Here is a 14,647-nt window from a genome sequence, read left to right as displayed (position 1 = left end):
TATTACAACGCACGGTACTTATCTCTCAGTCTCTGACGAACCCACTCCGCAAGCGCGTTTACTGCAAACGTAAACACAAATAAAATCAATGCAGCTAGGAACAGCAGGCGATAATGCGAACTTCCAACTTCCGACTCTGGCAACTCAACGGCGATGGTCGCCGACAGGCTGCGCAATCCTTCCAAAATATTCCAATCCATTAATGGCGTATTGCCCGTTGCCATTAACACAATCATGGTTTCGCCAACAGCGCGTCCCAGGCCCATCATAATGGCAGAAAAAATACCTGGGCTTGCAGTAAGCAAGACAACATAGATTAAAGTTTGCCAAGGCGTGGCCCCTAATGCCAAAGAGCCATCCGATAAATGCTTCGGTACAGAGAAAATGGCATCTTCGGCAATGGTAAAAATCGTCGGGATAACAGCAAACCCCATCGCTAACCCCACCACCAATGCATTACGTTGATCGTAACCAATACCATGCTCGGTTAAGAATAAGCGCATATCGCCACCAAAGAACGTCTGCTCAATCGTAGGCGAAATCCACACTCCAAGCCCAATCAGTACCAATATGACAGGCATGAGCACTAAAGCATGCCAACCATTAGGCAGACGATTCCGCAAAGGCTGCGGTATTAATGCCCATAGCCCGCCCATAATCATGGTGCTCAAGGGCAAAACAAACAGCATAACGACGATCGTAATCAAATGATCTTCGACAATAGGCGCGAACCACAATCCCGCGAGGAAACCTATGATCACCGTCGGCAGTGCTTCCATTAGCTCAATCGACGGTTTTACTACACGACGCATGCGTGGCGACATAAAGTAAGCCGTATAAATAGCACCTAGCACTGCGAGCGGTACTGAAAACAGCATCGCAAACATCGCCGCTTTTATCGTTCCAAACGCAATAGGTACTAGGCTGAACTTAGCCTCAAAGTTATCGCTCGCCGAAGTCGATTGCCACACAAATTCAGGCTCAGGATACCCTTCGTACCACACTTCTTGCCATAATGAAGACAATGAAATTTCCGGATAGGCATTGTCCACTTCCGCAACATTTAACGCATTATTTTGCCAAGTGATTAAGTAGCGTTCATTGTTAGACATTGCTGCGATTGCGGGCGCTTGATTGTACGCACGCTTAAACAACACCAGTTTTTCACTGGTTGTATAATGGCTTTGCAACGTGCCGTTGGTGTAAAAGCTATAAAATCCTTTTCGATGAGAATCCGGCAACAAATACTTAAGCTCTGATGCCAATTTAAAATCACGAATATGCGTTAACGTGCGTTTTTCTTCTTGCAGCGTATCAAACCATTGCGACACCCGACCATCGTTGTGCGTCACCAAAAGCGAGTAAGCACCAGCCAATAAGTCTATCGTACGAACGGAATGCTTCTTATCACCTTGAGTGAGATCGACCACCTCTCGCACAGCAAATTTACGTGCGGTTTTCTTTAACACGATCAACTCAGAGCCATCGCGCAAATAAAGCGTTTCACCGTCAGGTGTCAACAACATTTGCTGAGGCGTATTAAAGCCTGAAGAGAACGTAAAATCGATCGTTGTAGGAGGCGTACCCAAAGACGAAGCCACTTGCCAGCGAGCTTTCACTTCACCACTTTGCGTCTGCCAAACAACCGTTGGTAAGGGCGTCGAAGCTGCAAATACAAACTGAGTCACAGGATCTTGAGGCGTACTTAGTGTCAGATCCATGCTGGTGTCTAGCTCAATCACTTCCGGAGGACGTGTATTTTCTCTCAATGTGGCATTAAATTCTGGCTTGAAAAGGTTCGCTTTACCCTGCCCATCAACAAATCCATACCAACCTAGCCCAGGAGCAGATTGAGAGAAAGCGACGGGTTTCTGGACGATTTGCTGTGTATACACCGCAGGTTTCGTAGGATCGTCCATCGACAAATATTGAATCTCACCACTTTGGGTTAGAACGAACGCGAGCTGAGCGTAATCATCCACTGAAATCGCAAGTGGTGTTTCAATATGAGTGGCTCGAATGGCTTGGTTGGTTTTGATCTCCGCATCAGAAAAAAGCGGAATGATCACCATAGCGAGGTAGACAAAGATCAAAATAAGCGCCGCGAGTACGCCGACACCACCGGATGTCACTGCAAGTCGAACTAAACGATCTTTTATCAGTCGTTTCTTATCTTTTTCCTGCAATGAAAACTCGGCTTGTGCCATTTAAATCTCTACCTTTTTTGACTTAGTACTAGAATATGTCGTTAAGATGACAATTATATTACAGATCACATTAAACACCTGAAAAGAATACAACTCTTATGCAATGCGTGGTATGAAATAAATCTGTAATGAAAATCTCATAATGTTCTCACTCATCCATTTTTCCAAGATGAGTACGTATTACTTCACTTTTGGCTAGGTAAGGTTATGAGCGCAGAAAAACTATATATAGAAAAAGAACTGAGTTGGTTGTCTTTCAACGAACGAGTATTACAAGAAGCTGCCGATAAAACCGTCCCTTTGATCGAACGTATTCGCTTTCTTGGGATCTTTTCCAACAATTTAGATGAATTTTACAAAGTACGCTTTGCGGACGTGAAGCGCAGAATCCTAATCAGCCAAGAGCGCGGTGGCAGTGATAGCCCTAAACGACTGTTAACCAAAATGCAGTCGAAAGCACTAAAGCTTAACGAACAATTTGATGAGCTTTACAGCGAATTGATTCGAGAAATGGCGCGACGTCGCATTTTCTTGGTCAACGAACAACAACTGGATGAATCGCAACAAAAGTGGATCGCGAAATACTTCCGTAGAGAGGTAATGCCGCATATCACTCCCCTCCTAATGAAAGACGAGATCGATGTTCTGCAATTTCTCAAAGACGAGTACGCTTACATCGCCGTGGAACTGCGTAAAGAAGAACATTACCAGTATGCTCTGATCGAAATTCCGACCGATCACCTTCCCCGCTTTGTGATGGTACCAGAACAGAAAGGAAAGCGTCGAAAAACCATCATCTTACTTGATAATATTATCCGCCACTGTTTGGACGAGCTGTTCAAAGGCTTTTTTGATTATGATGAGCTTAGCGGCTATGCGATGAAAATGACGCGTGACGCTGAATACGATTTACGCAATGAAATCGAGTACAGCTTGCTTGAACAAATGTCAGAGGGTGTCAATCAGCGACTGACAGCAAAGCCCGTTCGCTTCGTCTACGAACGCGATATGCCGCCTCAAATGTTAGAGTTTCTGTGTAACAAACTTAATATCTCTAACTACGATAACCTTATCCCCGGCGGACGCTATCACAACTTTAAAGACTTCATCGGCTTTCCAAATGTTGGACGAGAGTATCTTGAAAATAAACCTCTCCCGCCAATGAAATGTGCCGATTTCGAAGGTTATGCCAACAGCTTTGACGCGATTAAAGCGAAAGATATTCTGCTCTATTATCCCTACCACACTTTTGACCACATTAGTGAGTTAGTGCGCCAAGCCTCCTTCGATCCCAAAGTACTTAGTATCAAGATTAACATTTATCGCGTCGCGAAAGATTCTCGCTTGATGAACTCTTTAATTGATGCGGTGCACAACGGCAAAAATGTCACTGTGGTCGTCGAACTGCAAGCTCGCTTTGATGAAGAAGCCAATATCGAATGGTCAAAAGTATTAACCGAAGCGGGTGTGCACGTCATCTTTGGTGCGCCTGGTCTTAAGATTCACTCAAAGCTACTGATGATTAGCCGCCGCGAAGGTGAAGAAATTATTCGCTACGCACACATCGGCACAGGCAACTTCCATGAGAAGACGGCACGAATTTATACCGACTTCTCCCTGCTTACGGCAGATCAAGAAATCACTAATGAAGTCCGTAATGTCTTCGGTTACATTGAGAATCCATACCGACCAGTGAAGTTCAATCACCTTATGGTATCTCCTCGTAATTCTCGAACCCAAATCTACCGCTTAATCGATAATGAAATTGCGAATGCCAAGCTAGGGAAAAAAGCCGCTCTTACGATCAAGGTCAATAACCTAGTCGATAAAGGCATCGTCAATAAGCTTTATGGAGCAAGTACTTCCGGTGTAAAAATAAACATGATCATTCGAGGCATGTGCTCATTAGTACCGGGCATTGAGGGGATCAGCGACAATATTCGCATCATCAGTATTGTTGACCGCTTTCTTGAGCACCCTCGCGTGGTGATCACCCACAATGATGGCGATCCGCAAGTTTATATCTCCTCCGCAGACTGGATGACAAGAAATATTGATCACCGTATCGAGGTAGCAGTACCAGTCCGTGATCCACGTTTGAAACAGAGAATTATTGATATAACGAATATCCATTTTACCGATACAGTAAAGGCTCGTTTAATAGATAAAGAAATGAGTAACGCTTACGTACCACGAGGTAATCGCAAAAAAGTTCGCTCTCAAATCGCTATCTATGACTATCTTAAAAATATAGAAAAGCAAACTAGAAAACAAAATTCAGATGCCTCAAATACTTGAACAAGATACTCGCTACATTGCCGCGATAGACCTCGGCTCAAACAGTTTCCATATGGTGGTGGCCAAAGTTGTCGGCAGTGACCTACAACTGGTTAGTCGTCATAAACAACGTGTTCGCTTAGCATCAGGACTCGACAGTGAATTGAACTTAAGTCACGCCGCAATGGAGCGTGCGCTAGAATGCTTAGCCATGTTCGCTGAAAGGTTGCAAGGGCTTGATGAGTCAAATGTACGTATCGCCGCCACACACACACTAAGACGCGCTAAAAATGCCCACCTTTTCATCGAGCGTGCGAAAGAAGTGATGCCTTTCCCAATAGAAATTATCCCCGGAGAAGAAGAAGCCCGCCTGATTTACTTAGGCGTCGCGCACACTCAAGTAGAATCCAACTCCAAACTAGTCATCGATATCGGAGGCGGCAGTACCGAGATGATTATTGGACAAGAATTTGAGCCTGAGCTTCTCAACAGTAAACAGATGGGATGCGTCAGTTTTACAGAGCAATACTTTAAAAACGGCAAACTGTCAGGAAAAAACTTCAGCAAGGCGATGTTAGCGGCCGAACAAAAACTCGAGTCCATCGCTTCAACATATCGTAAAAAGGGCTGGGATATTGCTCTCGGCTCATCAGGAACCATCAAAGCGATTCAAGAAGTGCTAGTAGGATTAGGTTTTGAAGATGGCCTGATCACAGCGAGTCGACTGGATACACTTATCGAAACTCTGTGTAAATTTGATTCCATTGAAGATATTGAGCTGGCGGGTCTAACAGAAGAACGTAAACCCGTATTCGCAGCAGGCGTAGCGATTTTGTCCGCGATTTTCAAAGCGCTTCGCATTGAGCAAATGTTTTTCTCCGATGGTGCTCTACGCGAAGGCCTGTTGTACGAAATGGAAGAGCGTTTTGCACGCTCCGATATTCGCATGCGCACCACAGAAAATTTAGCCAACAAGCACCGAGTCGACTTAGAGCATGCCGCTCGTGTTAAGGGGCATGCACGTGAGATGTTATGTCAGGTACGCTCTGAACTAGGCATTAAGAAAAAGAGTGAATTATTTGACTTACTAGAGTGGGCAGCGTTGCTTCATGAAGTCGGATTAAGTATCAACTTGCGTAGTTTCCATCGCCACTCTTTTTATATTCTGTTGCACTCCACCCTACAAGGCTTCAACCGTGAGCAGCAATTAGTGCTTGCAACATTGGCTCGCTTCCAGCGTAAAGCGCTCAAATTGCAAGAACTACCAGATTTCAACCTCTATAAACAGAGTGACGTTATAAGCCTCATCAAAATATTACGACTTTCTATCGTATTAAATGGGCAGCGTAATGAAGATCCATTGCCTGATATCACCTTATCTATCAAAAATGACGAATGGATTCTCACATGCACAGATGAAGCATGGCTAGAAAACAATAAATTACTTCACGCGGATTTACAGGAAGAACAAGAACGTTGGGACAGCGCGAAGTGGACACTCACTTTCTGATCTCGTACTGCCCATACCTAAATAAAAAGTCGGCTTACAGGCCGACTTTTTTTAACTCTTCTTCTGCAAAGTCTGCCGTAATGGGCACATAACCATCTTTCTCAACCAACGCTTGTCCCTGAGCAGAAAAGATAAAGCGAATAAATTCAGCTTCAATTGGTGTTAATGGGTAATCAGGGTGCTTATTCACGTAAACATATAAGTAACGTGATAGTGGGTACTTACCACTAACAATATGTTCTCGCGTTGGAGTCACGTAGTCATTTCCCATTTTAGCCACAGGGACTAAGCGCACGCCTGCCACTCGATAACCGACACCGGAATAACCAATTCCACTGATGGTTGACGCTACAGCTTGCACAACTGACGCGGAGCCTGGCTGCTCGTTAACTCGAGTCTTGAAATCGCCGCCACACAAGGCATTACTTTTGAAGTAACCATAAGTTCCAGACACGGAGTTACGACCAAACAACTGTACGTTTCGCTTTGCCCACTGTGATTCAAGACCGAGTTGCTGCCAGTTTGTTACAAATTGACTTTCGCCACAGCGTAGCGTGGCAGAAAACAAAGCATCTAATTGACTAAAGTTAAGACCTTGAATTGGATTATCTTGATGAACAAAAATACCGATTGCATCGATGGCTACCCTAAGCGCCGTTGGCTTGTAGCCATGTTCACGCTCAAACGCTTCAACCTCTCTTAAACGCATAGGGCGACTCATGGGACCAAACTGAGCTGTTTGTTCGGTCAATGCTGGAGGGGCAGTAGAAGAGCCAGATGCTTGGACTTGCGCATTAATATTCGGGTAAATGGATTTAAACTCTTCAACCCAAAGCGTTGTCATACCCGCGAGTGTATCGGAGCCAACAGAGAGCAAGTTCCCGACAATCCCCGTCGTTTTATGATAACTCGGCAATGGTTTATCTTGAGCGCCAGCCATACAGGAACAAACAAGCGCGAATAAACTGAATGTTTTTGCCAATCGTAACACCATTATTTCACCACCAAACGCTCAGGCAATACGAAAGAAAACTTGCTGCCCACGCCTACTTCACTGTGAATTTCTAAATGAGAGTCATGGTGACTCAGCGCGTGTTTTACAATGGCTAGCCCTAAACCACTTCCTCCAGTATCACGTGATCTTGCTTTATCTACTCGATAAAAACGCTCGGTAAGTCGGTGTAGGTGCTGAGGTTCAATACCATCACCGCTATCTTCCACCTCTAAGCATGCGCCTTGAGAGGTCTGGAACCAACGAACATTAATGTTCGCACCAGGTGGTGTGTATTTGACGGCGTTATAAACGAGGTTAGAGATAGCACTACGTAACTGGTCATCATCGCCCAACACGCGTAGGCTTGCATCAACATCAAATTTCAATTTATGTTGGTTGTCCCCACTAAGGCTAACCGCCTCTTTTTCTAACACTTCAAGCATCGCGGGCACATTCACGACTTCCTCAAGCTCATGCATAGGTGCCGCTTCAATTTTAGATAATGTCAGTAGTTGGTTCACCAAACTGTTCATGCGGTTAAGCTGCTCCGTCATGACACCATGAGCTTTGCTCCACATTGGACCCACGACCATATCAGGGTCTTCAGTCATCTCCAAATAACCTTGTAGCACCGTCATTGGTGTACGCAGTTCATGAGATACGTTGGCAAAAAAGTTGCGACGCATTCCCTCAAGTTGTTTTAATTGGCTCACATCACGCACTACCATCAAGTGCTCACCCTCGGTATACGGTACGATACGCAATTCCAGCATCCGTTCGACGTTGAGTGGTGAACGCATTTCTAATGGCTCTGAGAAGTCTTTCTTGTTGAGGTACTTGATAAAATCAGGTGTACGAATGAGATTGGAGATAGGTTGACCTGAATCTTCTGGCCAATGGAAGCCCAGTAAGTGCTGAGCCAGCTTGTTGCACCAAACAATATTTCCTTCAGCACGGAATACCACTACCGCATCGGGTAGCGATTCTGCACCATTTCGGAATCGACGAATAAGATTAGTAAGTTCTTTTCGTTTGCGGCGTTGGCGCTGTTGTAAGCGATACAACCCATTGAACAAAGATTCCCAGTTACCGCTACCTGACGGTGGCGTGAGGCGTTTTTCATCCCATAACCAAGAAGATAAACGTACTTGGTTATGCAAATGCCACACAAGCTGCAATGCCGTAGCAGCCAAAAGCAACCACGGCATATAACCGAATATCCAACCTACTATCACCCATGGGGTGTAAAAAAAAGCCAGCTCCCAGGCCAGCTTTTTCCACGTTAATCTTTCAACCACTCATAACTCCAGAAATGGTACCGATAAGCTGCGTGTTAATTTATGCTTTCGTCGAGAAGCGGTATCCAGCACCACGAACAGTTTGGATCAGCTTATCATGCCCTGCAGCTTCCAATGCTTTACGCAGGCGGCGAATGTGAACATCGACCGTACGGTCTTCGACATACACGTTAGTGCCCCAAACATTGTTTAATAGCTGCTCACGGCTGTATACGCGTTCTTGATGCGTCATGAAAAAATGAAGCATCTTAAATTCTGTTGGACCCATGTCTAATGGCGCATCATTAGCCGTAACACGGTGCGATACAGGGTCAAGCTTCAATCCCTGTACATCAATTACATCTTCTAGTGCAGTCGGGGTAACGCGACGAATCACCGCTTTTAAGCGTGCAACCAACTCTTTAGGAGAGAATGGCTTGGTAATGTAGTCATCCGCACCGACTTCTAAACCGCGCACTTTATCTTCTTCTTCACCACGAGCGGTAAGCATCACAACTGGAATGTTGCGCGTTAATTCCTCTCGCTTCATATGTTTGATGAAGTTAATGCCACTACCGCCTGGTAACATCCAATCCAGTAAAACTAAATCAGGGAAGGGTTCAGCCAGTTTGGTTACTGCAGTATCATAATCTTCCGCTTCTACCGCTTGGTAACCTTTCTGCTCAAGTACGAAGCACAGCATTTCGCGAATAGGAGCTTCGTCTTCAACAACCAGAATCCTTCTAGACATAATTGAGTAACCTTATGTTCGTTGAGCTAATGAATTTAAGAGACAAAGCGCCTCTCTATGCATAAGCATTATCACTACCAATTATGACACTTTTGTGACCTTTGAAAACAAATTTTCATATAACTTTCTTTTGAGGTTCATTCGGATATTTTTCATTTCTATTAAGACATCAGCACAAAAATTCCCTATGATTAGTCCCTTGTCATCAAGCCTAGAGAAGATTTATGTGGTTTAAAAACTGTCTGGTATACCGCGTTAACCGCGAGGTTACTTTTAACGCCGAACAACTAGAAACTCAGCTGTCTGAATTCCGATTCACCCCGTGTGGCAGTCAAGACAAACAGAAATTTGGCTGGGTCAGTGCAATGGGTAGACATGGCGATATGATGACTCACGTGTCAGAAAACCGCATTCTGATTTGCGCCAAGAAAGAAGAGAAAATGCTACCTGCCTCTGTGATCAAAGAATCATTGAATGCAAAAGTAGAAGCAATGGAAGCGCAAGAAGGTCGTCCTCTGAAGAAGAAAGAGAAAGACAACCTGAAAGATGACATCGTAATGGATTTACTGCCGCGCGCATTCAGCCGCAGCAGCCACACTCACGTGCTCATCATGCCAAAAGAAGGTTTTATCCTTGTTGATGCAAGCAGCTATAAAAAAGCAGAAGATGTATTAGCATTGCTTCGTAAAACCATGGGTAGTCTACCTGTTGTTCCTGCTATTCCAGAAGTGGCGATTGAAACTACGCTAACCGAGTGGGTGAAAAGCGGTGACACACCTCAAGGTATCAGCATGATGGACGAAGCTGAGCTAAAATCCGTACTTGAAGAAGGTGGTGTGATTCGCTGTAAGAAGCAAGAGCTAACCACTGATGAAATCCGCAACCACATCGCTGCGGATAAAGTCGTGACGAAACTTGCGCTTAATTGGCAAGATCGTATTGAGTTCATTATGACGGAAGATGCGGGCATCAAACGTCTAAAATTCTCTGATGAATTGAAAGATCAAAACGATGATATTCCACGTGAAGATCAAGCAGCTCGATTTGATGCAGACTTCTCTCTAATGTGTGGAGAGTTCAGTGCTTTCCTTCCCAACCTATACGACGCGCTAGGCGGCTTACCGAATCCTAACGCATAATATTGTATAAAGGTTAACCATAACGCCCTCACTTTTTTTGAGGGCGTTTTTCTATCTGAAGCACAATTACCCTAGTCACAGTTCACATTTTGACGTAAAATTTGCGCCCCATTTCCATTAGGTGGAATTGGCCTGACTTGTGATCAGATAAAAGAGAATTGAGTAATGACAACTGAGAAAGCATTCGTGCCTGAGCTACTATCTCCAGCGGGCAGCCTCAAAAACATGCGTTACGCATTCGCCTACGGGGCAGATGCAGTTTACGCTGGCCAACCTCGCTACAGCCTTCGCGTACGTAACAACGAGTTTAACCACGAGAACCTAAAAATAGGTATCGATGAAGCCCACGCCCTAGGCAAAAAGCTTTATGTGGTATGTAACATTCAACCACACAACTCGAAGCTAAAAACGTTCATCCGTGATCTGAAGCCAATCGTAGAGATGGGTCCTGACGCATTGATCATGTCAGATCCAGGCCTAATTATGATGGTTCGTGAAGCTTTCCCAGAAATGCCAATTCACCTTTCTGTACAAGCGAACGCTGTAAACTGGGCGACCGTTAAGTTCTGGGCAGCGAATGGCGTGGAACGTGTGATCGTTTCTCGCGAGCTATCTCTAGAAGAAATCGAAGAAATTCGTGAGCATTGCCCTGAAACTGAGCTTGAAGTATTCGTTCACGGTGCATTATGCATGGCTTACTCTGGTCGTTGCCTACTTTCTGGCTATATCAACAAACGTGACCCTAACCAAGGCACTTGCACTAACGCATGCCGCTGGGAATACAAAGTTGAAGAGGGTAAAGAAAACGACGCTGGTGACATCGTAGAGAAATTCGACCCGACTGAAGCACAGCCTGTCGAAGTACAAGACGAGCGCCCTGAAACCACAATTGGTCGCGGTAAACCAACAGATGAAGTCGTTCTGCTTTCTGAAGCGCACCGTCCAGAAGATAAAATGGCGGCTTACGAAGATGAGCATGGTACTTACATCATGAACTCTAAAGACCTACGAGCGGTTCAGCACGTTGAACGCTTAACTAAGATGGGTGTTCACTCATTGAAAATTGAAGGTCGTACTAAATCGTTCTACTACTGCGCACGTACCGCTCAAGTTTATCGTAAAGCAATTGATGATGCTGTAGCAGGTCGACCATTCGATGAAAGCCTAATGGGTACACTAGAAAGCCTAGCTCACCGTGGCTACACTGAAGGCTTCCTACGCCGTCATACACACGATACTTACCAAAACTACGATTACGGTTACTCAGTCTCTGATGCTCAACAGTTTGTTGGTGAATTCACTGGCAAACGTCGTGGTGACATGGCTGAAGTAGAAGTAAAAAATAAGTTTCTTGTCGGTGATAGCCTTGAACTAATGACGCCAAAAGGCAATATTGTTTTCACGCTAGAGGCAATGGAAAACCGCAAATCAGAGTCTATTGAAGACGCGAAAGGAAACGGTCACTTTGTATTCATTCCAGTACCAGCAGAGCTAGATTTAGAATATGGCCTATTAATGCGTAATCTAAACTCAGGGCAGGACACCCGTAACCCGACTGGTAAGTAACCATGGCCTTGCTCATTACTGATAAATGCATTAACTGCGACATGTGTGATCCCGAATGCCCCAATGGGGCAATCAGTATGGGAGAGAGCATTTTCGAAATTGATCCAGCGCTATGTACAGAGTGTAAGGGGCATTACGAAAAGCCGACCTGTCAGTCAGTGTGTCCAATTACAAAATGCATAATCACTGATCCGAACCATGTCGAAACTGAAGAGCAGTTGCTTGAAAAATTCGTGATTATTCAAGGGTTAGCATAAGAGCAATTAGGTTCAACTTTGACATCAAAGTTGAACCTTTTCTCAACCTGATTTTTCAATAGGGATAATATTGCAGAATAGCTCTTTTTCAAAATGATACTCTAGTCTCTCACGCCAATTCTCCGCTTGAGAAACAGGTATTAAATAAAAGTTTTCTCGGCTCGTATCAGTAACGAAAGCCATCCCATATTGCATCAGCTCATAATGCACATCATTAACAAAACCCGGATCAAGGCGTTGACGCCCAGTCAGGTGATTCACATCCTCTCGAGTCAAAGAGACTCCTTTAGTATCACTGCTAAATCTGTGTCTTAACCACTCTGCAAATTCTTTTGCACAAATCATAGTCATGGTTTTGTCCTTGATTTACTCTTCTAACAGGAAAAGGGTATATCCCTGCCTTACACACTTGTCTGCGTTGTTATCGCTTTTTAGCCAACTGACAGACATATTGCTAAGAAACCAGAGTATCGTGACGAAAGATCTTTTTCTAAACAGAGAAGTTACAACTTACCCATACTACAACTCTTTGTTTAATTTAGATTTCTATAATATGTCCCCAAAACTAATTGGGTTAGTTTTTGTATTGGTACTATTCAATGTAGACAAAAGTATGATGTTTCTCCAGTTTCATAAAAGAGATCACCAAGTACAGATAAACCTGAAGAGTAACACTAATTAGGATTGATAAGCGGCAAGCATTGAGGTGGAACGACTTTTTTTCGTTTGGGCTTAGAGGTTGTTTTTACCCGTGGAGAGATATCAATAGGTTTCGCTTTCGGGGCCCAACTTGCAAGCTCAGCACCGCAGCCATCGCCTACTGGAGGTGGTGCTTGATCAACACAATAGTCGCTCGAATCAGGACAAGACAACCTGACGTGAAAGTGGTAATGATGCCCCCACCATGGACGTACTTTACGTAACCAAGAACGATCTTTGCCGTTTTCTTGCAAGCAAAGTTGCTCCTTAATAACAGGATGTACAAAAATTCGTGCAACATCCTTACTTTTTGAAGCGTACCGAATTAGCTTAAAGTGCCGTTCTTCCCAGCGATGATTAAGTATGGAATAACCTTTTAAATCCACCACACTCATGGGCTTAGGAAGTTGTAATTCGTTATAAGAAAGCGGTTGATCAGCAAGCCTTAACCAGATATCGATATCTAACCCGGTTTGATGACTAGAATGACCAGAGGAGAACCTTCCACCTCTAGGTAAAGACAAATCACCAATCAACAGAGTGGTGTTGAGATTTTGATGAGCTTTAAGCGCCAGATTTTCAATAAACTCTATCGTTTTAGGGTGCCCATAGTAGCGCTTCGTTTTACTACGTAAGACTTGATAACCAACGCCATCGAGAGGCAAGGGTAATGCACCATCTAAACAACCGTTAGCATAACTACCAATAGAGGAGGAAGAGTTTCGGGTAGGATTAACCGCAGACTCCCAAGGAGTAGAACATACTGAAGCTGAGAAACATAAACCCAAAGTTACAATGAAACTCAGCCTCATAGCCTTTAACCTTTAGTAGTGTTCGCCATTATCGTAATAAGCTTTAGGAGATAAGGCGGAAAAGATAACTGCAACATCAATATCGGCACCAGCGATACCGCGCACTTGTTGCGTAATAAGCTTGGCAACTTCATCTTGCACTTCCTGGCCACGGTCGAACCAAAGCACTTCGACAAAAGGATATGCAGCACTCACTTCACCCTCATTGAAAAACGTAGTGTAGATATACTCAAAAGTAAAATCCTCACGCGGACAGTCCATTAGAGGCTGAAGTTCATCCGTAAGGGGTTTTGATAATGCCTGAACAGCTTGTGGCTCTACAGCACGGAATCGAAAATGTGGCATAAACTTACTTCCTAATTATTAGCATCAATGCATGATGATAACAGGAACCAAGTCAGTAATCATCCAAGCCAATGTAACCACTGACCTTTCAATAGATTGTGAATCAGATGTGCTCGATAACGAAGAAAAAGCGTTATGAAAATTCGAAGGTAAAACAGAAAGAGCAAAGCGATACATCAACATTTAATAATTACATTACTAGAAAATAAAACTATCTGAAGCAAAGGTATGCCATATTCGTTGGATAAACATACACCTGACGTCGAAACTATACGTTAGGAATAAAAGAGCCCCTGACCTAAGCCAGAGCTTATGAACATGGGGGATAGGTGAAGTGGACCAATATCCCGGAGATATGAACTTTCAATCCCCCGATACTTTGGTATCAGAGGAATCGACAACTCTCCAACTAGTCAGATTCTCTTTTCTTCAGATGCAAAAAAGCCCCAGCATTACTGCTGAGGCTTTAGAGTATGGCAGGGGTGGAGAGATTCGAACTCCCAACACGCGGATTTGGAATCCGCTGCTCTGCCAATTGGAGCTACACCCCTGTAATTCGTGTTTATTGAGACGACGCTCAAATAAGTGGCGGAGTGGACGGGACTCGAACCCGCGACCCCCGGCGTGACAGGCCGGTATTCTAACCAACTGAACTACCACTCCGCAGTGGTATCACTCGCTTTAATAAGCAAGCGTCCGCTTTTGTCTTCACTTTTCGAAAAAGTGAAAATAAAACTAAAGCCTGGCGATGTCCTACTCTCACATGGGGAAGCCCCACACTACCATCGGCGCTATTTCGTTTCACTTCTGAGT

General features: G+C 44.3%; 12 protein-coding genes and 2 tRNA genes. 5 read left to right on the top strand and 9 right to left on the bottom strand.

Annotation, left to right across the window (positions count from 1 at the left end; genetic code table 11):
* Window positions 1-2: 2 nt before the first annotated feature.
* The gene (locus tag R7P69_RS14770) at window positions 3-2,207 is read right to left on the bottom strand and encodes an ABC transporter permease subunit (RefSeq protein ID WP_053350236.1); all 2,205 of its coding nucleotides are present in this window, start codon (window positions 2,205-2,207) and stop codon (window positions 3-5) included.
* A gap of 207 nt (window positions 2,208-2,414) precedes the next feature.
* Here R7P69_RS14770 and ppk1 point away from each other — a divergent pair, with 207 nt between their 5' ends.
* Both ppk1 and ppx read left to right on the top strand, forming a co-directional pair.
* On the top strand, window positions 2,415-4,505 hold the full coding sequence (gene ppk1, locus R7P69_RS14765) for a polyphosphate kinase 1 (RefSeq protein WP_005381748.1): 2,091 nt from the start codon (window positions 2,415-2,417) through the stop codon (window positions 4,503-4,505).
* Window positions 4,489-5,994: an exopolyphosphatase gene (ppx, locus tag R7P69_RS14760; protein ID WP_033905789.1), complete on the top strand. Its 1,506-nt coding sequence runs from the start codon at window positions 4,489-4,491 to the stop codon at window positions 5,992-5,994. Before ppk1 ends, ppx begins: the two co-directional genes overlap by 17 nt.
* A 34-nt stretch (window positions 5,995-6,028) precedes the next feature.
* Here the strand turns inward: ppx and R7P69_RS14755 are convergent, their stop codons facing one another.
* The 3 genes from R7P69_RS14755 to phoB are packed head-to-tail and all read right to left on the bottom strand — an operon-like array spanning window position 6,029 to window position 9,016.
* Window positions 6,029-6,988: a PstS family phosphate ABC transporter substrate-binding protein gene (locus R7P69_RS14755; protein ID WP_238952214.1), complete on the bottom strand. Its 960-nt coding sequence runs from the start codon at window positions 6,986-6,988 to the stop codon at window positions 6,029-6,031.
* Window positions 6,988-8,286 (bottom strand): phosphate regulon sensor histidine kinase PhoR, encoded by a 1,299-nt coding sequence (gene phoR, locus R7P69_RS14750; RefSeq protein WP_005383667.1) that lies wholly within the window; start codon window positions 8,284-8,286, stop codon window positions 6,988-6,990. Before phoR ends, R7P69_RS14755 begins: the two co-directional genes overlap by 1 nt.
* 40 nt (window positions 8,287-8,326) lie before the next feature.
* Window positions 8,327-9,016 (bottom strand): phosphate regulon transcriptional regulator PhoB, encoded by a 690-nt coding sequence (gene phoB / locus R7P69_RS14745; protein WP_005381752.1) that lies wholly within the window; start codon window positions 9,014-9,016, stop codon window positions 8,327-8,329.
* 224 nt (window positions 9,017-9,240) lie between these two features.
* Between phoB and rdgC the strand changes: the two genes are divergently transcribed.
* The 3 genes from rdgC (at window position 9,241) to R7P69_RS14730 (ending at window position 11,978) form a co-directional block, all read left to right on the top strand.
* Window positions 9,241-10,155 carry a recombination-associated protein RdgC gene (gene rdgC / locus R7P69_RS14740; RefSeq protein WP_005381753.1) on the top strand — a complete coding sequence of 305 codons (915 nt, stop codon included), beginning with the start codon at window positions 9,241-9,243 and terminating at the stop codon, window positions 10,153-10,155.
* A 165-nt stretch (window positions 10,156-10,320) separates the two neighbouring features.
* Window positions 10,321-11,721 carry a tRNA 5-hydroxyuridine modification protein YegQ gene (gene yegQ / locus R7P69_RS14735; RefSeq protein WP_085569939.1) on the top strand — a complete coding sequence of 467 codons (1,401 nt, stop codon included), beginning with the start codon at window positions 10,321-10,323 and terminating at the stop codon, window positions 11,719-11,721.
* Between the two features lie 2 nt (window positions 11,722-11,723).
* Window positions 11,724-11,978 (top strand): YfhL family 4Fe-4S dicluster ferredoxin, encoded by a 255-nt coding sequence (locus R7P69_RS14730; protein WP_005381763.1) that lies wholly within the window; start codon window positions 11,724-11,726, stop codon window positions 11,976-11,978.
* A 42-nt stretch (window positions 11,979-12,020) separates the two neighbouring features.
* Here R7P69_RS14730 and R7P69_RS14725 read toward each other — a convergent pair whose 3' ends face one another.
* The 5 genes from R7P69_RS14725 to R7P69_RS14705 form a co-directional block, all read right to left on the bottom strand.
* Entirely contained in the window at window positions 12,021-12,329 is a 309-nt protein-coding gene (locus tag R7P69_RS14725; RefSeq protein WP_005381765.1) for a hypothetical protein, read from the bottom strand.
* A 323-nt stretch (window positions 12,330-12,652) separates the two neighbouring features.
* Window positions 12,653-13,489 carry a penicillin-insensitive murein endopeptidase gene (gene mepA, locus R7P69_RS14720; protein WP_054575102.1) on the bottom strand — a complete coding sequence of 279 codons (837 nt, stop codon included), beginning with the start codon at window positions 13,487-13,489 and terminating at the stop codon, window positions 12,653-12,655.
* Window positions 13,490-13,501: 12 nt separating this feature from the next.
* Window positions 13,502-13,834 (bottom strand): DUF1904 domain-containing protein, encoded by a 333-nt coding sequence (locus R7P69_RS14715; RefSeq protein ID WP_005381768.1) that lies wholly within the window; start codon window positions 13,832-13,834, stop codon window positions 13,502-13,504.
* 474 nt (window positions 13,835-14,308) lie between these two features.
* Window positions 14,309-14,385: transfer RNA gene (locus R7P69_RS14710), tRNA-Trp, on the bottom strand.
* 35 nt (window positions 14,386-14,420) lie between these two features.
* Window positions 14,421-14,497 (bottom strand) — tRNA-Asp (locus R7P69_RS14705).
* Between the last annotated feature and the right edge of the window lie 150 nt (window positions 14,498-14,647).

The sequence above is a fragment of the Vibrio sp. 661 genome, from assembly GCF_033339315.1.
Taxonomy (GTDB): domain Bacteria; phylum Pseudomonadota; class Gammaproteobacteria; order Enterobacterales; family Vibrionaceae; genus Vibrio; species Vibrio alginolyticus.
This window is presented reverse-complemented; position numbering and strand designations above follow the sequence as displayed.